The 21,765-nt window shown below is 46.3% G+C and carries 20 protein-coding genes; all 20 read right to left on the bottom strand.

Going from position 1 to position 21,765, the window contains the following annotated elements; all coding sequences use genetic code 11:
* Positions 1-6: 6 nt before the first annotated feature.
* A complete protein-coding gene (locus FYJ66_RS07360) occupies positions 7-2,691 on the bottom strand; it encodes a valine--tRNA ligase (RefSeq protein WP_154572863.1) in 2,685 nt (894 codons plus the stop codon).
* A gap of 119 nt (positions 2,692-2,810) precedes the next feature.
* Positions 2,811-3,488, bottom strand: coding sequence for a GTP pyrophosphokinase (locus FYJ66_RS07355; protein ID WP_154572862.1), 678 nt, complete (start codon positions 3,486-3,488; stop codon positions 2,811-2,813).
* A 24-nt stretch (positions 3,489-3,512) separates the two neighbouring features.
* Entirely contained in the window at positions 3,513-4,385 is an 873-nt protein-coding gene (locus FYJ66_RS07350) for a bifunctional 5,10-methylenetetrahydrofolate dehydrogenase/5,10-methenyltetrahydrofolate cyclohydrolase (protein WP_154572861.1), read from the bottom strand.
* A 193-nt stretch (positions 4,386-4,578) separates the two neighbouring features.
* The gene (locus tag FYJ66_RS07345) at positions 4,579-5,235 is read right to left on the bottom strand and encodes a ribonuclease H1 domain-containing protein (RefSeq protein WP_154572860.1); all 657 of its coding nucleotides are present in this window, start codon (positions 5,233-5,235) and stop codon (positions 4,579-4,581) included.
* Between the two features lie 11 nt (positions 5,236-5,246).
* The gene (locus FYJ66_RS07340; RefSeq protein WP_235897389.1) at positions 5,247-5,930 is read right to left on the bottom strand and encodes a ribonuclease HII; all 684 of its coding nucleotides are present in this window, start codon (positions 5,928-5,930) and stop codon (positions 5,247-5,249) included.
* On the bottom strand, positions 5,930-6,772 hold the full coding sequence (gene ylqF, locus FYJ66_RS07335; protein WP_154572859.1) for a ribosome biogenesis GTPase YlqF: 843 nt from the start codon (positions 6,770-6,772) through the stop codon (positions 5,930-5,932). The genes FYJ66_RS07340 and ylqF overlap by 1 nt, the downstream gene beginning before the upstream one ends.
* Before the next feature lie 60 nt (positions 6,773-6,832).
* Complete coding sequence (gene rplS, locus FYJ66_RS07330; protein WP_154572858.1) at positions 6,833-7,183, bottom strand: 50S ribosomal protein L19; 351 nt, start codon at positions 7,181-7,183, stop codon at positions 6,833-6,835.
* A 172-nt stretch (positions 7,184-7,355) separates the two neighbouring features.
* On the bottom strand, positions 7,356-8,234 hold the full coding sequence (locus tag FYJ66_RS07325; RefSeq protein ID WP_154572857.1) for a tyrosine-type recombinase/integrase: 879 nt from the start codon (positions 8,232-8,234) through the stop codon (positions 7,356-7,358).
* The gene (locus FYJ66_RS07320) at positions 8,235-8,771 is read right to left on the bottom strand and encodes an NUDIX hydrolase (RefSeq protein WP_154572856.1); all 537 of its coding nucleotides are present in this window, start codon (positions 8,769-8,771) and stop codon (positions 8,235-8,237) included.
* Between the two features lie 342 nt (positions 8,772-9,113).
* Positions 9,114-9,455, bottom strand: a complete 342-nt coding sequence (locus FYJ66_RS07315; protein WP_154572855.1) for a hypothetical protein — start codon at positions 9,453-9,455, stop codon at positions 9,114-9,116.
* A 218-nt stretch (positions 9,456-9,673) separates the two neighbouring features.
* On the bottom strand, positions 9,674-11,401 hold the full coding sequence (locus FYJ66_RS07310; RefSeq protein ID WP_154572854.1) for an MBL fold metallo-hydrolase RNA specificity domain-containing protein: 1,728 nt from the start codon (positions 11,399-11,401) through the stop codon (positions 9,674-9,676).
* Entirely contained in the window at positions 11,391-12,200 is an 810-nt protein-coding gene (locus FYJ66_RS07305; protein ID WP_154572853.1) for a PHP domain-containing protein, read from the bottom strand. Before FYJ66_RS07305 ends, FYJ66_RS07310 begins: the two co-directional genes overlap by 11 nt.
* Before the next feature lie 72 nt (positions 12,201-12,272).
* Positions 12,273-12,857: a hypoxanthine phosphoribosyltransferase gene (gene hpt / locus FYJ66_RS07300; RefSeq protein ID WP_338071179.1), complete on the bottom strand. Its 585-nt coding sequence runs from the start codon at positions 12,855-12,857 to the stop codon at positions 12,273-12,275.
* A 232-nt stretch (positions 12,858-13,089) separates the two neighbouring features.
* The gene (locus tag FYJ66_RS07295) at positions 13,090-14,259 is read right to left on the bottom strand and encodes an iron-containing alcohol dehydrogenase (protein ID WP_154572852.1); all 1,170 of its coding nucleotides are present in this window, start codon (positions 14,257-14,259) and stop codon (positions 13,090-13,092) included.
* A 59-nt stretch (positions 14,260-14,318) separates the two neighbouring features.
* Complete coding sequence (locus tag FYJ66_RS07290) at positions 14,319-14,768, bottom strand: flavodoxin (RefSeq protein WP_154572851.1); 450 nt, start codon at positions 14,766-14,768, stop codon at positions 14,319-14,321.
* A 5-nt stretch (positions 14,769-14,773) separates the two neighbouring features.
* Positions 14,774-15,421: a TetR/AcrR family transcriptional regulator gene (locus tag FYJ66_RS07285; protein ID WP_154572850.1), complete on the bottom strand. Its 648-nt coding sequence runs from the start codon at positions 15,419-15,421 to the stop codon at positions 14,774-14,776.
* 166 nt (positions 15,422-15,587) lie between these two features.
* Positions 15,588-17,213, bottom strand: coding sequence for an EAL domain-containing protein (locus tag FYJ66_RS07280; RefSeq protein ID WP_154572849.1), 1,626 nt, complete (start codon positions 17,211-17,213; stop codon positions 15,588-15,590).
* Positions 17,214-17,355: 142 nt separating this feature from the next.
* A complete protein-coding gene (yihA, locus tag FYJ66_RS07275; protein WP_154572848.1) occupies positions 17,356-17,961 on the bottom strand; it encodes a ribosome biogenesis GTP-binding protein YihA/YsxC in 606 nt (201 codons plus the stop codon).
* On the bottom strand, positions 17,961-20,423 hold the full coding sequence (lon, locus tag FYJ66_RS07270; protein ID WP_154572847.1) for an endopeptidase La: 2,463 nt from the start codon (positions 20,421-20,423) through the stop codon (positions 17,961-17,963). Before lon ends, yihA begins: the two co-directional genes overlap by 1 nt.
* A 59-nt stretch (positions 20,424-20,482) precedes the next feature.
* Positions 20,483-21,745, bottom strand: a complete 1,263-nt coding sequence (clpX, locus tag FYJ66_RS07265) for an ATP-dependent Clp protease ATP-binding subunit ClpX (protein WP_154572846.1) — start codon at positions 21,743-21,745, stop codon at positions 20,483-20,485.
* Positions 21,746-21,765 lie beyond the last annotated feature (20 nt).

Raw genomic sequence — 21,765 nt, 5'->3', positions numbered from 1 at the left:
AGCGGCTTATTTTTCTGCCTGTTTCTTCATTACGCTCAGTCGTTTCTCAACAGTCTCCAGCATGTCTCTGTATTTCTCGCCTTTTTCTCTCTCTTCCTGGACTACTTTCTCCGGAGCCTTGTTGACGAATCCCTTGTTTGCCAGCTTTTTCTCTACTCTCTCCACCTCTGACTGAAGCCTTGCCTGCTCCTTCTCAAGTCTCTTGATTTCCTCATCGAAGTCTACAAGATCCTGGAGAGGAATGAGAATTTCTGCGTCCTTTACAGCTGCAGTCATAGCATCGTCAGCAGCTGTGGCATCTGCAGGAATAACCTTAATATCTGTAATATTGGCCATATTCCTTATATAAGACTGAATCTCAGGAATAACATCTGCCAGAGCGCTTGTTCTGATTTCCATGGTCAGCTTTCTGCCAGGAGCAGCATCTGCCTCTGCACGGATATTTCTTACAGCCTTGATGATTTCCATTGCCGTTTCGATTCTATAAACAGCCTCTCCGTAATCCATTTCCGGATCATATACAGGCCACTGAGCTCTTATCAGCAGGCTGTTTGGGTTATCCTTTGTTGCCGGATCCTTTGGAAGATATCCATATATCTCTTCTGTGATGAACGGCATGAAAGGATGGAGCAGCTTAAGCAGATCTTTCAGCACCTTCTGAAGAACGAACCTTGCGGTCTTCTTATCCTCTTCGTCTGTTCCATACAGTCTGCTCTTAATCAGCTCGATATACCAGTCACAGTACTCATTCCAAATGAGATCGTATACCCTCTGTGCTGCCAGTCCCAGCTCGAACTTGTCAAGAGAATCCGTAATGTATTTTACAGCCTGGTTCACTCTGGTGAGCATCCATTTGTCTTCATCTCTGAGAACAGCTGTTTCCTGGTCTGCCATAGGGAGGAACTGATCATCTTCTCCCACCAGGTTCATTATAGTAAATCTTGATGCGTTCCAAAGCTTATTTGCAAAATTTCTGGAATTTTCCAGTCTTCCCGGAATGAATCTCATGTCATTTCCAGGGGTATTACCTGTGCAGAGCATGAATCTCAAAGCATCGGCTCCCACCTGGTCGATGACCTCCAGAGGGTCGATTCCGTTGCCCAGAGACTTGCTCATTTTTCTTCCCTGCTGATCTCTTACAAGGCCGTGGAGGAAGACATACTCGAAAGGCGCTTCTCCTGTTACCTCAAGAGCAGAGAACGCCATTCTTACTACCCAGAAAAATATGATGTCGTATCCTGTAACCATTACGGAAGTCGGATAGAAGTAGTCGAGCTCTGGAGTCTTGTCAGGCCATCCGAGAGTGCTGAAAGGCCACAGACCTGAACTGAACCATGTATCAAGAACATCTTCATCCTGAGTGAAGTGAGTGCATCCGCATTTAGGGCACTTTTCAGGCATCTCAGCAGCCACCACTGTTTCACCGCACTGATCGCAGTAGTAGGCAGGAATTCTGTGGCCCCACCACAGCTGTCTTGAGATGCACCAGTCGTGAATGTCGTTCAGCCAGTTCAGATAGACCTTCTCGAACCTGGCAGGAACATGCTTGATGTCACCATTCTTGGCAGCCTCAATTGCAGGCTTTGCCAGCTCTTCCATCTTAACGAACCACTGATCAGAGATCATCGGCTCAATAACTGTATGACATCTGTAGCATTCTCCAACTGGAATAACCTTGTCTTCAGTCTTAACGAGGTATCCTGCCTCATCAAGAGCCTTTACCCATGCTTTTCTGCACTCATAACGGTCCATGCCTGCATACTGGCCTGCCAGATCATTCATAGTTGCATCATCGTTAATGCAGCTCATGATTTCAAGATTATGTCTCTTTCCAACCTCGAAGTCGTTAGGGTCGTGAGCCGGCGTAATCTTTACTGCACCAGTTCCCTTCTCAGGATCAGGATACTCGTCCCCAACTACAGGAATCTCCCTGCCTACCAGAGGAAGTACTACATTTTTTCCAATAAGATCTTTGTATCTCTCATCATCTGGTCTGACAGCAATGGCCACATCTCCGAACATAGTTTCAGGACGGGATGTAGCAACTACAATTCCCTGACTGCCGTCTGCACCAGGATAACGGAAATACCAGTATTTACCCTGCTTATCCTCATGCTCTACCTCAGCATCTGAAAGTGTTGTCTTGCAGGATGGGCACCAGTTTATCAGCCTGTTGCCTTTGTAAATCATTCCCTTGTTATAGAGGCGGATGAAGAACTCGTTAACAGCCCTGCTGCACCCCTCATCCATGGTAAAGCGTTCTCTTCTCCAGTCGCAGGAATCTCCCAGCTTCCGGCACTGTCTGGTAATACGTCCGCCGTATTCCTTCTTCCAGTCCCACACGTATTTCAGGAACTCTTCTCTTGTGAATTCCTTCTTGTCCTTGCCTGTTTCCTCCTTAAGCTTGTTTGCAACCTTTACCTCTGTTGCGATGCTGGCATGGTCGCTGCCTGGTACCCAGAGAGCACTGTAGCCTTCCATTCTCTTGTATCTGATCAGAATATCCTGCAGTGTCTGGTCAAGAGCGTGTCCCATGTGGAGCTGGCCTGTGATATTAGGCGGCGGCATAACGATGGTAAAAGGCTTCTTGTCTCTGTCAACATCTGCATTGAATGATCCAGTTTCTTCCCACATCTCATAGATGCGGTCCTCAAAAGCTTTAGGATCGTAGGTTTTACTAAGATTCTTCATACTTTTCCTCTCCGGTTCCAATTTTTATTTGCATATGCAAAAACTCCGAAAAAAGCAATTCTCTCTTCCCACGCTTACGGCGGCATAGCCGGGATTATTTTTGCATAACAGTTACTTTTCTAAAAAACCTTGTGTCGTATTCTCTCCATCTGCACATCTACATCAGCCAGGGTGCTGGCACATTCCTGAAGCTGATCCTTCACATCAGCACTGAGAGCGCCTTTGTTCTTGTACTTAAGATCATGTTCCAGGCTCGCCCAGGTGTCCATAGCAATGGTCCTGAACTGAATTTCAACAGGCACCATTTTCTTTCCGTCCACCAGGAACACCGGGATTTCCACCACCACATGGAGGCTTCTGTAACCGCTGGGTTTTGGATTCTTGCAGTAGTCCTTTACTTTAACTGTGCGCACATCCTCCTGATCCATCAGGAGCCGTGAAATTGTGTATATGTCTTCACGGTAGTTGCACACTACCCGGATACCGGCAATGTCGTAGACCTGTTCCCTGACCACATTCAGATTGTGGAGGGGATCCTCTATGCCGTACCGTCCTGCCTTTTCCATAAGGCTGTCAAAAGTCTTCAAACGTCCCTGAATGTGATGAATAGGAACGTAAGAATTCATCATTTTGAAGTTATTGCTCAGAATATCAAGCTTAGCTGTTATTTCGCTGAGAGCCGACCTGTAGGTCAGCTCTATATCGTCCAGCTCTCTGGCAAATTCTTCACTGTTTATCAGATCATCCGGAAGGTTTGTCAGCGCCCTTTCCTCTCTGATATACGACGAAATTCCCATATTAATCATCTGCTTTCTGTAAGTTTATTTCCGGTTCTGCTCCCTGGCCGCTTCTGTAAGGTGTCTTAGCAGCAGTGCAGTTGTAATTGAACCAACGCCTCCCGGAACAGGCGTATAAGTAAGGTCTGTCAGGCTTTCATTGGATTCAAGAGACTTCACGTCAAAATCTCCTGCCATCTTTCCATCTTTGCCGGTACCAGTGCCCACATCGACGATAACCTGGCCGTTTCTGAAGAGACTGCTGTCGTATCCTTCTGTCACTCCTGTAGCCAGAACGATGATATCAGATTCTTTGAAAATCTGCTCCATATCTTCTCTTCTGGTTCTTGTATGGCATACGGTAACAGTTGCGTTGGCGTTCATCATCATGAGCATAAGAGGTTTTCCCACTCTCAAGCTTCTTCCGGCTATGGCAACCCTTGCACCTTTTACCGGGATATCATGGTATTTCAGCATTTCCATACAAGCTTCTGCTGTGCAGGCAAAGAATCCATCTCTCTTGTTCTGGAACAAGCCCGCATAAGATTTGTCTGTAATGGCGTCTATGTCCTTTGAAGGATCCAGAAGTGCCACCAGCCTGTCTGAATCAAGATGTTTTGGAAAAGGCATGAGCATGAGAATGCCATTGATAGAAGGGTCTTCATTGAGCTTGATCAGCTCCTTCTCCACTTCTTCCTGAGGGCACTCAGGAGGAAGGACCACCGTGCGGCAGTCGATGCCGGCTTTGCCAGTCTGTTTGATCACAGAGCTCTCATAGTACTTCTGACCAGGATCCTCTCCCACTCGCAGAGTTGCCAGGCCCGGCACCACACCTTCTGCCTTCAGCTTTGCAACTGCTTCTGATACTTGAGAATTAATCTGATCTCTTACCGGTTTACCACTTATTATTCTGTGCATTTTTATCAACCTTTCCTGAATTCCTTAACAGAAAGAGCCTTTTCTGCAATCATACCGCTACATTATAACATAGAGCGGCCATAGGAACATGTAGAAATCAACAGAAAAGCTCATTAAAAACCGCTGTATTTCACAAGCTGTTTCTAATGAGCTCTTTTTCATGCTTTGATACGCCCATCCTGACAGATGGCAATTATTTTATCCCCAGGGCTTTTCCTGCCAGCTGATCTGCCATTTCGTTGTACTTCACTCCTGAGTGGGCAGGTACTTTTACAAAGTTTATCTCAATAGAAGAACGGGCATCTTCTACAAATTCTTTATACCATCTGGTCATGTCCAGATTGGTTTTCCATTCTCCTCTGCCCCACATTCCCACGCCCATATAGTCGTGATAAATGGTCAGGGACTTAAGATTGTTTTCTATGGCCCATTCTATGGCAGAAACGGCGCCCATAATCTCTCCGGCCACATTCCTGAGACTGCTTTCTTCATTGGATTCAAAAGCTTTGCTGATGGTATGCTGTCCTTCCTTAGTGAGTATGACGGCTCCGCATCCGTATCTGTGAGTGGAAATATCATAGCTTCCGTCTACAAAGGCAAGGGCTGCTCCTTCAGGAACCCTTGACATATCTGGTTCAAAGTCTGCAGATAGCTTAGTGCCCTTGTTGCCGGCCTGGTCTCCTGCGGTTCTTGTCTCGCCGCCGTTCATAAAGGCCTGTGCCTCTTCCTCTGTGGCAAATCCCTTATATTGTGCGGCTGGATATCCCATAACCTGTTTTTTGCACTGATCCCAGGTTCTGTATATTCCCGGATTCCTTCCGGTCCGGACTGCATAATACTTTTTTGCCATTACTTCTCCTTCTATCTGTTGTGCTTCTCCTGGAAGTTTTTGAGAAAAGATTTCCTGTGGGCCGGTGTTATTCCCAGATTTCGGATTCCGTCATAGTGAGCGGCTGTTCCGTAGCCTTTATTGGATGCGAAATCGTATCCCGGATAAATTTTGTCCAGTTCTTCCATGTAATTGTCCCTGGCCACCTTTGCCAGGATTGATGCAGCAGCAATAGAATAGCAGCGGCTGTCTCCTTTTATGAAGGATTCCTGTGGAATATCCAGGTCATCTATGTGGACAGCGTCTATCAGAAGAACCTGTATGGAATCCAGGTTCTTCTGCTTCAGCATTTCATTGGCTGCGGCCACCGCCCGCTTCATTGCCATTTTTGTTGCGTTCAGGATGTTGACCTTGTCGATTTCGGCGGGGGTGGCCCAGCCAAGGCCGAAGGCCAGGGAGCCGTCCCGGATGATATCGTAGAAATATTGGCGCTTCTTGGGAGTCAGTTTTTTTGAGTCGTTGATTCCGGGGACGGCGAATTCAGGAGGGAGCACGACGGCCCCCGCAGTTACAGGCCCGGCAAGGGGGCCGCGGCCTGCTTCGTCCATGCCGGCCACCAGAAGCAGGCCGGAGGAGCGGAGCTCCTCTTCGTGCTCCTTCATCTCATCCATAAGTCTGATATCCCGTTCCAGCCTTTCAGCTTTTGTCATTCCCATTAATCTGCCTGCTCCAGTGTAATCTTTCCTATTTTTCCCGACCTGAACTCGTCCAGAACAGTCCGTCCTGTACGCTCATAATCTATTCTTTTACCTGGGAAAATAAATCCTCTCTTAAGGGCTATTGCCTCCATGTTAGCAAGAGCCTCTTCCTCAAGGCCCTCCAGCTTGTACCTGCTTATTAGCATTTCCGGATATCTGGACTGAAGGACTTTAATAAGCTCCAGGGCCAGGTCCGGTACATCCAGTATCTCGTCTTTGATGCTGCCGCAAAAAGCCAGGTTGAGGCCTACATCAGGATCCTCGAACTTAGGCCAGAGAATTCCGGGAGTATCCAGGAGCTGCATGCCATTTGGAAGGCTGACCCACTGCTTTCCTTTAGTCACACCAGGCCTGTCGCCTGTTCTTGTGCTCTTCCTTCCTGTCATTCTGTTAATCAGGGAGGATTTTCCAACATTGGGAACTCCTACGACCATTATGCGCAGCGGCCTTTTGTTTGATTTTTCCCTGTCTCTTTTCTGCTGGTACTGATCCAGAACTTTGAAAAGTTTTTTCAGGTTCTCTCCGGATCTGGTGTTCATGGCCAGAGCTGAATAACCCAGGCTGTTAAAATAGGAGCACCACTTCTCTGTCTCACGGCTGTCAGAAAGATCTGCCTTCCCCAGCACGGCCACCCTGTCCTTGTTCTGGATAAGCTCATGAACTATAGGGTTTCTGCTGGATACCGGGATCCTGCTGTCTACGATCTCGATTACAAGATCCACCAGTTTCAGGTTTTCTGTAATCATCTCCCTGGTCTTTTTCATGTGGCCAGGATACCAGTTAATGTTCTGAATTGACATATTTTCCTGCTTTCTATAAAAAAAACCGGCCCATTCCGGCCGGTAGATTTGAAGTCCGTACTACTTAACTTCCTTAGCAGGCTTGATTCTTGCAGCCTTACCAGTTCTCTCTCTCATGTAGTTCAGCTTAGCTCTTCTGACTCTGCCTCTCTTCACGAGTTCAATCTTTGCAACCTTTGGAGAGTGTACAGGGAATGTCTTCTCAACACCAATGCCCTGGCACAGCTTTCTAACGGTAAAAGTCTCGGAAATTCCGCCGTTCTGCTTCTTCAGTACGTAACCCTCGAAGACCTGGATTCTCTCTCTCTGGCCCTCAACGATCTTAACGTGTACTCTTACTGTATCTCCAACGTTAAATGCAGGAACATCCTGCTTCTTGTAATCCTTTGTTACTGAATCGATGATATTCATTGTTATTCCTCCTTTCCCTCGTAGACGCTCGTAGCTCCCTTATTTATGATGTTGACCGGCTCTTAAAAGCTCCGTTGACATGGCCAGAGGACCGCCCGTAATAACTTCAAAATCATATCATATCCAATATTCACATGCAAGCGTTGCCTGGAATTTTCTTGATTTTTTTTTGCTAGGCCCTGGGATGGGTTTTCTTGTAAACATCTCTGATCCTTACTTTCAACACAGAAAGATAAGCAATGCCCACCGACATGTCCTCAAAGCCCATAAGTTCCTGAAGGGATTTCAGGTCCGCCCCGTTCTGAAGCATGTGGACTGCAAAGGTGTCTCTCAGAATCTGAGGCGTCATCTTGTCCTCTATTCCGATTTGCCTGCCGTACTCTTTAAGAATCTTCCAGATTCCCTGTCTGGTCAGAGGCCTTCCCCTGAAATTAATGAATACGTAATCGTCCTCAGACCGGATATCTCCCTTAATAGCGTTGTAGGCCTGATTAATATACTTCATCAATGCCTTGTGGGCATAGGTGCCAATAGGAACGATACGTCCTTCACCTTTTCCGTCTTTGCATGTTGTAATGTCCATCCTGAGATTCATGTCTCTGAATGTAAGCCTCACAACCTCTGTGACCCTTGCTCCCGTTCCGTACATGTATTCCAGAAGAGCCCGGTCTCTCAGTCCCTTTGGAGACTCGTCAGGAGCCTCCAGCAAAGCCTCCACCTCGTCTAACGTGAGAAATTCAATATCTCTTTTGTCATTTCTTGTGGATTTGATGTCTGAAAAGGGATTTGATTCCAGATTGCCTTCGCCGATCTCATAGTCATAGTAAGCACGTATGGATGATATCTTACGATTGATGGTCGCTTTCGATTTATTGTCATTGGAAAGGGCGTAAACATAGGCAATGGCATCGCTGTCCCTGCACTGGAGGAGAGTTTTGTCTCCTCTTGTTTTCAGGAACTTCTCAAAGGCCCCTATGTCACGCATGTAGGCAATGACAGTGTTGTCCGCCTTATGACATTCATTTATCAGATAAGCTTTAAAATCTTCCATCTAGATCTCTCCCGCCTGCCTTGCAAAAAGCAGCCCCACTACGGTCTTTGAGTCTGTAATCTCTCCGCTCATAACCTTCTCTAAAGCTTCATCAGCAGAAAGTTCCATGAGATCAAGATCTTCAGTACTGTCGAAGTTTGTTTCTCCGGGAGTAAGATCTTTACAGAGATAGATATACAACAATTCTGTAGAATATCCCACACTGGTATGAATAGCTGTTAGAAAGCGGATGGAACCGGCAGTATACCCGGTCTCTTCCTTCAGTTCTCTGATAGCTGTAGTTTCAGGGTCTTCTCCCGGGTCTCTCTTTCCTGCCGGAAGCTCTACCATCACCCGCTCAACAGGTTTTCTGAACTGTCTCACCAGGAGCACATTGCCATTGTCCTTCACTGCAACTATCACTGCACCGCCGCTGTGTTCAACAACATCTCTGTAGGTCACCTGATTGCCAGTTGCAGTAACTTTATATTTTCTTATATTGAAAACCGGCCCCTTGTATATGAGCTGGCTGTCAATGGTCTTTTCTTCAAATGCCATGAATGAACTCCCAGTAGTGAACCGGATTTCCGATCCTGTTTTACATTACAATAAATAATTATCCAATCTGTTACATTCTAGCATTATTCAACAGTCTTTTAAAGATATTACCGTAAACTCATGTGACCAATATACTGTTATTATCAAGGATTTTTCCGGTGCTCCCGGTGAAGTGGAAAAAGAGCTGCTCCTTAAAGCAACTCTTCTCCCGTGCGTCCCTTTTTTAATAAATTGTAGTTTATGAAGACATTACCATAGCCGTCTTCAGTAATGATGTTACTGGTTTACTTGTTCCCCTGCAGTACATATTCTTTCGTAAAAAAATTGCAAAATTTTATTTATTCACACCAGCCCCATTTCTACGGCAACTCCGTAGATAAAGCGCTGCTTCCATCTTTTCCAGGTGTTCTCATGGGCGTAATCCCTGAAGCCGCCCCCTCTCTTCAGGATTGAATCGATTATCCCCTGCCTGTACTCAGCAGGAACCATCTCCAGTGCCCGGGATACTGCACAGATTCTATGACCTGCTGAGGATACTTGTAGTGGCAGCTCTCCCCTGTCTCCAGCCATGAAGCTGGCAAAAAGTCCTATGGACCGCTCCATGTCCCTGACGATCCAAAGGCACTGGTGATAGACTTCCTCAGGAAGTCTGTATCCTTCCATCCTGATCTGATACTCTTTCATCTTCCCCCTCCTGAAACATGAAACGCCGGTATCTGGCCATTTGCACCCCTTGAATTAAGCCAGAAAAAAGTCCCCGTATATCCTTGGTTGCAGGATATACGAGGAGTCTTTCCTTGTCTACTGGTTAAGTAAAATTGGATATTTAATTGTCCGATAAAGGGACTGATGAATTAAAATGTCCTCCTGAACATACTCTTAAAGGTTTCTGAATTTTCCTCTTATTGCGGTTCATCGTCGCTGCTGAAAGGGGACATTCTAGTATCAGGCTCCGGGTTCTCCAGGGCCAGCTCTCTCAGCTCTACAGTGCTGGCATTAAGCTCACTGATTATATTGTTCAGCCTGATCAGCTTATCCTGGCCGATTCTGCTTCCAGTCATGAGTTTTGCACTGAGAAGGGCGTCATCTATATTCTCGTTAATGGAAGTGATCTTGTTCCGGATGCTCTGTATCTCTTCGTCGCTGAGGAGATCTGATTCAAATTCCCCGGCACCTCCGCCGATGACACCTATTTTTTCCGTACCAGCATCTTCGCCGTGGCCTGGAGCCAGACTGAACTCTGAGTTCTCGGTGATTACTACAGGCTGGATGCCCAGCTCTTCTTCCATATGGGAAGCCAGATCCTTCTTAGCCTGATCTTCTCCGTGAACCAGGAAAATCTTCGGTTTGTTAGTGAAGGCTGATACCCAGTGAGTAAGACCGTCTCTGTCTGCATGTCCAGAGAAGCCTTCCAGGTTTACGATCTCGGCTTTCACCATGACTTCCTCTCCGAAGATGTTTACGCTGGTGGCCCCTTCTACAATCTTTCTTCCAAGAGTTCCTTCTGCCTGGTATCCTACAAAAACAATAGTGTTTTTCTCATTCCACAGATTGTGTTTAAGGTGATGTTTTATCCTGCCGGCCTCGCACATTCCGCTGGCTGAAATGATAATCTTAGGTTTGTCATCCATGTTTAGCCGCTGGGAATCCTCGGTATTCTGGGTAAACCTGAGGTTTTTGAATTCAAGAGGATGATCTCCAGAAGCTATATACGCCCTTGCCTCATCATCGAAATCCGACACGTTTTTCTTGAAAACTTCAGTGGCTGCGTTGGCCATTGGACTGTCGATGTATACCATGATGTCTTTAAGGCGTTCAGCCATGGCCGGATTCTCGTCATAAACTTTGTTTAGTTCGTAGATCATTTCCTGGGTTCTGCCTACAGCAAATGAAGGTATTACTACGGTACCCCCTCTGTCTACAGTTCTAAGAACCGCATCCAGCAGGCCGTTTATGCTCAGGGCATTGTCAGGATGGAGCCTGTTTCCGTAGGTGCTCTCCATTATTACGTAATCGGCTTTTTTGAAGGTCGTGGGATCTCTTAGAATAGGCCTTCCCTCAACGCCGATATCCCCTGAGAAAATAATCTTTGTTTCTTTTCCTGATTCTTTCACCCAGATTTCTGTCATTGCGGATCCAAGAATGTGACCTGCATCGTTAAAGCATATGGCCATATCCTGGTTGAGTTCTATTATCTGGTCATATCTTACAGGAACTACCAGAGGCAGGCAGGCCTCAGCATCTTCCACTGTATATAGAGGCTCCACCGGAGGAAGGCCTTTTCTCTGAGCCTTCCTGCTGGCCCACTCAGCTTCTTTTTCATGAATATATCCGCTGTCCTTCAGCATGATAGGCAGCAGATCTGCCGTTGCTCTGGTGCAGTAAATGGGGCCTTTGAACCCTCTTTTTACAAGGAGAGGAATCCTTCCGCAGTGGTCTATATGTGCGTGGCTCAAAATCATGGCCTCCACCTTTGAAGGATCAAAAGGAAAATCTTCAAAATTCAGTTTATCCTGTGACTTTCCTCCCTGAAACTGTCCGCAGTCCAGCAGAAGATTGTGGTTTTCAGTGGAAAGCAGATGACAGGAACCTGTAACTCCTGTACTGGCTCCGCAGAATTTAATTTTCATCTCTGAACCTCCTTTCATCGTCCGAATGGAAATCAGATCCCCCTGTAACTATGAGATTATTATTCCTGGCAAAATCCCTGAGCCACTTGGACTCAAGATAACTGGCTGAAGGATGCCAGCATTCAATTCCATCAATGCCCTGGTCCATAAGAGTCCGGATGACCTTTTCTATATAGACCATGAACTCCTTCCTGTTCTGTCCTTCCTCTCTGAGCTCCATAGGATGAGCCATTACCGCCAGACCTCCGGCCCTGTGAATAAGAGAAATTGCTTTTTCACAGCTCATGTGCACCGTCTTTATCCGGCTCAGCTCCGGTCTTGCGAATATTCTGTCGAAAGCCTCGCTTACCGACCTTACATAACCTTTTCCCAGAAGGACTTTGGCAAACGTAGGTTTCCCAATATAATTTCCTTCGTTTACCCGGATAAGATCATCTATGGAAATCTGATACCCCATATCCACAAGAGCCCTGAGGAGCCTGTCGTTTCTCTTTGCCCTTTCAACCTTAATATTCAGAAGCTCCTCTTTAAGCTCACTGTTCTCCAGGTCGAAGCTGTATCCCAGCATGTGGACATTGTTGCCTTCTTGATCTTCTGTAGACAGCTCTATTCCCGGAAGTACGGTAATGGGCTTATTCCGAGCATAAGAAATCGCGACAGCAGACCCATCCACGCCGTCGTGGTCTGTTATCGCGATAATTGAGTACTTATTCGAAATATATCTGTCCACCAGCTGCTCAGGAGTCATGTCTCCGTCGGAATAAGTTGTATGAATATGCAGGTCGCTGTCAAAAAACATATTTCCTCCCCGTAGCAATTCCTCCGGCAGTTGTGAAAGTCAGCTTTTTTCCGGCTTTCGCCTGAGATTATCCTACTCCTCGCTCTGCAGATAGCTTACGTAAGGCAGGCCTCTGTACTTCTGATCGTAGTCCAGTCCATAACCAACTACAAACAGATCTTCTACCTCAAAGCCAACATAGTCTGCCTTGAATCCTGTGGTCCTTCTTGATGGCTTGTCCAGCATAGTACATACCTTAAGCCACTTAGGATTTCTTTCTTTCAGCTTGCCCATAAGGAAGCTCAGTGTATTTCCTGTATCGACGATATCCTCAATTACCAGGACGTTCTTCTTGTAAAGGTTGGATTCAACGTCCAGCTTGATTGTAACAACACCTGATGAAGTTGTACCTGAGCCGTAGCTTCCGGCAATGACAAACTCCAGCTTTGTATCCATGCCGATTTCTTTAACCAGGTCGGTCATCCACATAACAGCACCCTTCAGTGTGCAGATGACAATAAGCTCATCCTCTCCCTTCAGGTCCTCTGTAATCTGCCTTCCCAGTTCTCTGGCTCTTTCTCTTATCTGTTTCTCCGTGAAAAGGATTTTCCCTACTGGTTCCTTCTCCATAAACTCCTTCTGGTTATTCTTTGCAGGTGTCTTTGCTTCCTCTGCCATTTAAAATCTCCTTGTTATCTGAGAGCAATATTCTTATCTGATACATATATTCAATACAGATTATACAATATCAATTATTGTTATATTATACGCAATGAGGATTGTTATTGCAAAAAAAGCCCATCACCATAGAACCCCGGCGGGGATTTCATGGTGATGGGAAATTTCATTTCATTTGTCTCTGCAGAATTACCTGCATGAACAATAATTGTTTCCTGAAGAGTTTGACAAGTTAAAGGGACTCTCTGAATATTTCCTCAATTTCGGCTCCATCAAGCTTGCGATAGCCTCCATCCAGAACAATGGTTCCCTTTACCATATCTGGAATCATTTCCTCAGTGGCTCCCAGATCTGTCAGGTTCATAACCAATCCCAGTTCTTTCATCCAGGACTCCATGGCACTCAGTCCGGCCTCCGCCATCTCCTTCTCAGTCTTCCCTTCCGAAGGAATGTCCCAGACGTTTGCAGCGAACCTCGCGAATTTTGGCAGTCCGTCATTCATGATATGTCTGTAGTAAGGCAGTGATACGGCGGCCAGTGTCATTCCGTGAGTGGCATTTGTACATGCGCCTGCAGACTGTCCCAGCATGTGCACCATCCAGTCTGTGCTCTTGCCCTTTGCGATCAGTGTGTTCAGGGCCCAGGTCGCGGTCCACATTATGTTGCTCCTGGCCTCGTAGTCCTGAGGGTCTTTTACTGCTATACGGCTTGAGTGGACGACGCTTCTCATCAAACCCTCGCTTATGTAATCGCTGGTGTTGTCGTCCTCCCCGGAAAAATACTGCTCACAGATGTGGTTGAATATGTCGTATATGCCGGATACCATCTGGTAGCGCGGAAGGGTCAGTGTATAGCCAGGATCAAGGATGGCAAATCTCGGCATTATCTTCTCGTCCTGGAACACGTGTCCGATCTTCAGCTTCTGTTCCGGATTCGTGATGACTGATCCGGAGTTCATCTCGGAACCCGTACCAACCATGGTGAGGACTGCTCCAACAGGAAGTGTCTCACATGTGGGCTCTTCAAAGCGGATGAAATATTTGTCCCACGGGTCCTCATGGCAGTTTACAGATACCGACAGAGCCTTGGAATAGTCGATGACAGAACCGCCTCCCACAGCGAGGATCAGATCAGTTTTATTGTCTCTGGCTATGGCGATTCCCTCTCTCAGTTTATCTATCGTTGGATTTGGCATTACTCCGGGTATCTCTGTCACTTTTTTACCCGCTTCTCTGAGCACTGCAACGACCTCGTCGTATATTCCGTTTTTCCTGATGGAACCGCCGCCATATACCAGCAGAACGTTATCCCCGTATTTCTGAAGCTCTTCCTTCAGAGATTCCACGGCCCCTCTGCCAAAGTACAGCTTTGTAGGGTTACAATACGTAAAATTTCCTAACATCGTTTTCTCCTTTCGTCGTCCTTATTTCGTTGTTCTTATTCTCATCCCCGATACCCGTTCTATAGGATGTCTCCATTTACACTGCCGTTAAGAAGCTTGCCTCCACGGATGTCCAGACCAGGGTATTTCCTCTGAAGATCCTTTATGGCAGCACCGATCCCGGATCCGCCGGACGTGGCGAATATCCCGATCTTCTTCCCCGCAAGATCGTTGTTTTCGATGAACGTGTTGATCACTCTCGGAGCAACGCCCCACCATATAGGAAATCCAATGTATACGGTATCGTATTGCGAAAGGTCCGTGGTCTTCTCCGCCAGCTCAGGCCTCGATGACGGATCCTTCATCTCCATAGTGCTGCGGCTCTTCCTGTTCGTCCAGTCCAGATCTGCCGAAGTGTATTTCTCTGCGGGTGCGATTTCGTGCACATCAGCACCGATCTCTGACGCCAGCTCCCTCGCCTTTTCTGCAGTGACTCCGCTTGCCGAATAATATGCGATCATTTTATTCATTGTTCTTACCTTCCTTCTTCTTTTCCTCCAGTGCCCCTGAGCAACTGCAGGACACATTTGTAAACCAGTTCCTTCACGGTCGTTCTTCTTACCTTCAGGCCCACCGAATCCATAGCTTTCATCTGTTTCTCAGTGGGGAATGCATACGGATATATCCCGTACATGAAAGGAAAAAACTCGTATGTGAAATCCATCCTGTCCTCGTCGGTCATTCGCGGAAAAAACTTCTTCAGGACTCCATCTACGCTGTCGATCACCGCAAGGAAGGCTTTCTTAAAATCGTTGAGTTTATCCTGTCTCGAGTTTTCCTCGATCTCATAAAGATCCGTAGCCTGGATCTCCAGAAGTAGTTTCCTGTCCTCCAGGCTCTCCCCCAGGGCCCTGGCAAGCTCATCTTCGGTCATTTCCTGATGGTTCCGTATTATCTGTCTGAGGTCGTCATCCCATCTCCGGTACTCGCGCTCCAGAACACCCAGGAGTATCTCCTCCTTCGTCTGAAAATAATTGTAGATCGAAGGCCTGGAAATACTGGTCTCACCGCTGATCTCCTTCAGATTTATGTCGCGGAAGCTCATGGTCTCGTGGAGCCTCACACAAGCATCCATTATCTCTTCGGGCCTTTTCTCTGTCACTTCTCTTGATACCTTTGCCATTGGACCTCCTCCCGAATCTATTTGACATCGTGTCAGTAACCGCAGTATAAGAGTTATCTGACGTCATGTCAATATAATTTCATATATTTTTTCCTATGGTATTCCCGACCGGGGTGCCAGCTCCACCGACTGTCCCAGTCTCACAAATCAAAAAAAGCCGCAGGGACTAACCCTGCGACTGTTCTGTCAAAGCCCTGCCTACCGGCGCGATCCCCGATGTCGAATGGGCACTCTTTATGCACGAAAGTATCTTGCTGTCGTTGGTCCTCGGGATGAGAAGAAGGTCTATTTCCATCCAGAGATATTTCTGATCCCCGGACATATCTGGTCGAAGGATCCTGAAATAATCTCTCAATATTCCGCCAGGTGAATCGTGAAGGCGCTCCTTCATGGTGTCAGCATCTGCATACAATGCGTACCGCTTCCTGTCATCAGGATGAACCATGGTGTTGCAGAATATTTCAAGACCTTTCCTCAGGTCGTCGTTTTTCTTCATTCCGCCGTCGATGCCGAAGTTATTCAGCACATTGTCAGCTGAATTATTATCGGGATCAAGAACGTGAATGTCTTCAAACAGAAGAGCAATATCCTCTGTTGATCTGTCTATAATCTCTCCTGTTTTTCGTGTTCTGTCCTCAGTTATATTTACAAGTGAAGAAGTAAGGATTACACGGTTTTCCTGCTTCACCACCATGCGGAATGAAAGACGTACATAAAATGAATTATCGGGAAAATACATTACAGCAGTTTCGCCTTTCGAAACCGCATTTTCGGTAAGGGCCCGGAACTTCTCGTGCATTGGAAAATGAGAACTGTTCAGAATAAATTCCGATTCATCCCGGCTTCTCCGGCCGATGCTCCTGAGCTGCTCCATCTGTTTTTTATTGACAAAGAGATAATGATAGGTGTCACTGTCACCATCATACTCCAAGACTCCTAGTGGAACATCGCTGTTTATCACATGGGCATCGGCTGCATCGTAAAACCTCTTCCATTGTACAGGTTCTTTTGCCACATGATTCTGTTCGATGAAACCTTTCATTTCTTTTTCAGGTAACGGAACAGAAAAGTAATAACCCTGCATCATGTCGCATCCGATCTCCTGGAGAAACTTAACGTGTTCTTCTTTTTCTACTCCCTCTGCCAGAGTTTTTATCCCCAGGTTTTTAGCCATGTTCACAGTACTTCTCATTATCTCCTTTGAAACAGGTGAAAAAGATCTGAGAAATCCTATGTCAAGTTTGATTACATCCAATGTGTAGTCATTGAGGAAAATCAGTGAGGAATATCCGCTGCCGAAATCATCCATGCAGACACTGAATCCCGATTTCCGCAGATTTTTTACAACGGAGATCATTCTGTCCTTGTCTTTTACCAAGGTGCTTTCTGTTATCTCCAGCCAGATAAGGTCTCTTTCAACCTGGTATTTCTCAACCTGCTCCTGTATAAAAGAAGCAATGTCCATTACGTCAAAATCACTGCGGGAGAAATTCACGGAAATCGTCCCTACCTGCAGGCCATCATCCATTCTCTGTTTCTGAATCCTCAAAGCTTCAGTAAGCATGAAGCAGTCTAACTTATATACCAGGTCATTTTCTTCCAGTACAGGCATGAAATCCGCAGGCATTAGCATTCCGTATTCCGGATCCTGCCACCGGGCCAGAGCCTCGGCAACTGCAAAGCTTCCTGTAATCGTCCGTATGATAGGCTGAAAATAAGGTCTGATCCAGCCTTTCTCCAGTGCTTCATCAAAATGTGATATTATGTAATCATTACGTATTTCTCTGTCCATCTATCCCTTAATCTCTCTCCCTAAATCCCTCAACTGTAATAGTATGATAATACCATCTGAGAAAATAAACAACACACGGTCATTTATCATTTGCATATTATTAACTGAAAAAGCGAGGCTTCACACCCCGCTTTTTTGTATCCTATTTTTCCTCAGTCCCTGCTGATTCAACAATCTCTTCCATCACGTCAAGCAGCTTTTCATGCCCCTTGCGGTTCAGGGCAGACACTGGAATCAGAATATCGTCCTTATCCATTTCCAGGGTCTTCCTTATGAGCGCAAGGTTTCTCTGCCTCTCGTTTCCCGAGATTTTGTCGGATTTAGTTGCAACCACGATTCCGTCCAGGCCGTAGTATTTCAGATAGTCGTACATCTGAACATCCTGGGCGCTGGGCTTATGGCGTATATCTACCAAAAGCACTACCTTCCGCAGGTTTTCCCTGTTTTCCAGGTAGTTCTCCATCATAGCTCCCCAGCTCTCCTGCTGACTCTTGGAAAGCCTGGCATATCCGTAACCAGGCAGGTCCACTATCCTGAACTGGTCGTTGCACAGATAGAAATTGATAGTCCTGGTCTTACCGGGACTGCCGCTTACCCTGGCCAGTTTTCTCCTGCCGGTGAGCAGGTTGAGAAGAGAAGACTTTCCCACGTTGGAACGTCCTGCGAAAGCTATCTCAACCTTGTCCGGTGCAGGAAACTGCTCTGTCTTTGTGCCTATGGCCTCCAGTTCAGATTTTTTAATGATCATTAGTTCTCTCCATCCTGAGAAGTTTCACTGTCTTCCTTGTCTTCCTTTTCAGGCAGGGGTTCTCCCAGCACTATTTCGAAGGCCTGCCTTGCCTCTGTCAGGAAGTGGAAACTTATTTTCTTTCTTACAGATGACGGAATATCCTCCAGGTCTGCCTTGTTCTCAGCAGGAATAAGGATTTCCCTTATTCCCTGTCTGTATGCAGCCAGAACCTTCTCTCTGATTCCACCTACTGGCAGGATTCGTCCTCTCAGAGTAATCTCACCTGTCATTGCCACATCTCTCCTGGCCGGACGGTTTGTCAGCGTTGAGAAAAGTGCTGTGCACATTGTCACACCTGCCGAAGGTCCGTCTTTAGGTGTTGCTCCTTCCGGAATGTGGATCTGAATGTCATGATCTTTGAACTTGCTTTCTGGAATTCCGTACTCATCGCTGAGGGATTTAATATATCCCATAGCTGCTGTGGCAGATTCCTTCATGACATCGCCCATCTGGCCAGTAAGAATCATCTTGCCCCCACCAGGCATGATCACAGTCTCTATAGAAAGTGTTACACCGCCTACTGCTGTCCATGCAAGACCTGTGGTTACACCTACAGCAGGCTCTTTCTCCGTTACATCATCCAGGAATATCCTTCTGCCAAGGAACTTCTCAATATTCCTGGAAGTAATAGTGTAATTTTTCTTGTCCTCTGTAACGATGAATCTGGCAACCTTCCTGCAGGCAGCAGCAATCTGACGCTCCAGATTACGAACTCCTGCCTCTCTGGTGTATCCATTTATAATCTGTCGGATAGCCGATTCAGAGAAGCTGAGCTGAGACTTTTTAATTGCATATTCCTTCATCTTCTTAGGAATAAGATATCTTTCAGCTATCTTAACCTTCTCTTCCTCAATGTAGCTGGAGACCTCAATAACCTCCATCCTGTCCAGAAGCGGTCTTGGAATGGTGCTTGTGGTGTTTGCCGTAGTAATGAACATCACCTTTGAGAGATCAAAAGGAATCTCCAGATAGTGATCTGTAAACTCCTTATTCTGCTCTGGATCCAGAACCTCCAGGAGAGCTGAAGCCGGATCGCCTCTGAAATCGCTTCCGATTTTGTCCACTTCATCGAAGAGGAAGAGAGGGTTGTTCGTTCCTGCTTCAATAATGCTGTTAATCACGCGGCCAGGAATGGCACCTACATAAGTTCTTCTGTGACCTCTGATCTCAGCCTCATCCCTTACTCCACCCAGAGACATTCTTACAAATTCTCTGTTGGTAGCCCTTGCAATGGATCTGGCAATTGAAGTCTTTCCTACTCCCGGCGGGCCTACAAGGCAGAGAATCGGGCCTTTTATCTCTTTAGTCAGATGCATTACCGCCAGGTTCTCAAGGATTCTTTCCTTCACCTTTTCAAGGCCGTAGTGATCCTCATTCAGAATTTTTTCAGCCCTCTTGATGTTAATGTTCGTCTTTGACGAATTGTGCCATGGTAACTCAAGAATTGTCTCGATGTAGGTTCTGCTTACGTTGGCATCAGGGCTCATAGGGTTTGTCTTGGAAAATTTTGTTATTTCCTTGCGTATTTTTGCGTCTGTCTTCTCAGGAAGCTTCAGTGCATCAAGTTTCTCGATCCACTTGTTGATCTCTTCCTGATCATCATCACCTTCACCAAGCTCTTCCTTGATAACCTCCATCTGTTCTCTCAGATAGAACTCCTTCTGGCCTCTGTTGAGGTTGTGAATTACCTTATTGTTAATTCTCTTGGTAAGAGCCAGAATCTGATTCTCACGGTTGATGATATCTATCAAATGCTCAATTCTTGCTGTCAGAGAATTTGTTTCCAGAAGGTTCTGCTTCTCCTCGAAGCCGATTTCAATTTCTCCTGCAATAATATTGCAGAGAGCAGCAGGATCATCAACACCTTCAATGAGAGCACGGGCAGCCGCCTCACCGGCATTGCTCATATCAATGTACTTGAAATAATACTGCTTCAGTACCCTGATGAGCGCCTCGATGTTCAGGCTGTCTCCCGCATAGTAGTCCTCCAGCTTATTGAAGGTGCAGGTAAGCATCCCATCTTCTCTGAAAATATCCTTTACCCAGATTCTCTGTTCACAGCTGGCCAGAACCCTTACGTAATCCTCATGACGCTTTACTATCTGTTTCAGGCGGATGAGAACACCTGTCTGATATACATCATCTTTAGACGGGTCGTTTACAGCTGTGTCTTTCTGAGTTGTAACAGCAACGTATTTATCTCCGCTCATGGCCTCTTCCACGGCCTTGAGAGACATATCTCTTCCTATGTCAAAGCCTACGATGGTGTCAGGAAAGAAACACTGTCCCCTTAAAGGGATGTAGGGAGTGTGAGGAGTCTCTGAAGCCTCTGTTTCCTCTGGGGCCTCAGCTTCCTGATTCTCTCTGTCCTCAGCAATTTCTTCCAGTTCATCGAGGCTCAATATTCTTTTATCTTCCATATGGGCCTCCTTTGTTCAGGCTGTTATGTTAACTTAAAAAGTAGTGTTAAATGTGAAGACTATGCGATGGATTTTCCATCTTTGCCAATAAGCTCCGGTTCGGCACCATTCTCCACCACATCTCTGTTGATTATGCATTTCTCCGCACCTTCTGCAGATGGAATCTTATACATAATAGCAGTCATCATTTTCTCAAAGATTCCCCTGAGACCTCTTGCTCCTGTCTTCAGCTGAATGGCCTTGTTCGCAATGGCTGTAACCGCATCATCACTTACTACCAGCTCAACATCGTCCATGGCAAAGAGGGCCTGATACTGGCGGATCAGGGAATTTTTAGGTTCTTTCATGATTCTGGTCAGAGCAGACTCTGTCAGCTCTGAAAGGGAAACTATAACCGGAAGTCTGCCGATGAGTTCCGGAATCAGGCCGAACTTAAGCAGGTCTTCAGGTTCCACTTTCAAAAGAATGTCGTGATCATCCTTAACTGCCTCATCTGATTCGGAATTGAATCCGATGATCTTATCTCCCAGTCTTCTCTTTATTATCTGGGACAGGCCTGTAAAGGCTCCACCGCAGATAAAGAGAACATCTTTTGTATCAAACTGAATAAACTCCTGAAGAGGATGTTTTCTTCCGCCCTGAGGTGGAACATTGGCTACTGTGCCCTCGATTATTTTCAAAAGAGCCTGCTGAACCCCTTCGCCGCTTACATCTCTTGTAATAGATGTGTTCTCGGACTTTCTCGCGATCTTATCGATTTCGTCTATGTAGATGATTCCCTTCTGAGCCCGCTCCAGATCTCCATCTGCTGCCTGGTATAGTCTGAGAAGGATGTTCTCCACATCTTCTCCAACATAACCGGCCTCGGTGAGGGATGTGGCATCGACGATTGCAAAAGGCACATTCAATGTTCTTGCAAGGGTCTGGGCCAGCAGAGTTTTACCGCTTCCTGTAGGTCCCAGCATGAGAATGTTGCTCTTCTGTATTTCAACAGATTTATCCCTGTCATCCTGGTGCTCTTCAAGATATTTTATTCTCTTGTAGTGATTATAAACTGCCACAGCCAGAGAAACCTTAGCATCTTCCTGCTCGATAACATAGGAATCCAGTTCCTTTTTAATCTCTTCCGGCTTCGGCAGCTTAGTGTCCATCTGCGGGATTCCCGGGTTGTCCTCTGAAATCAGAGATTCGCAGAGTTCTACACACTCGTTGCAGATATTAACATCAGGTCCCACAATGATTCTCTTGACCTGACTGCTGGATTTTCCGCAGAAGGAGCAGATAAGTTCTGTTCTTCTGTTGTTTGAGTCTCTATTATCCATATACTGCCTTTCTAAATCTT

The organism is Allobaileyella intestinalis, assembly GCF_009695865.1.
In the GTDB taxonomy this organism is placed as follows: Bacteria; Bacillota; Clostridia; order Peptostreptococcales; family Anaerovoracaceae; genus Allobaileyella; species Allobaileyella intestinalis.
The sequence above is the reverse complement of the archived record's forward strand: the minus strand, read 5'-3'. Positions and strand labels throughout refer to the sequence as shown.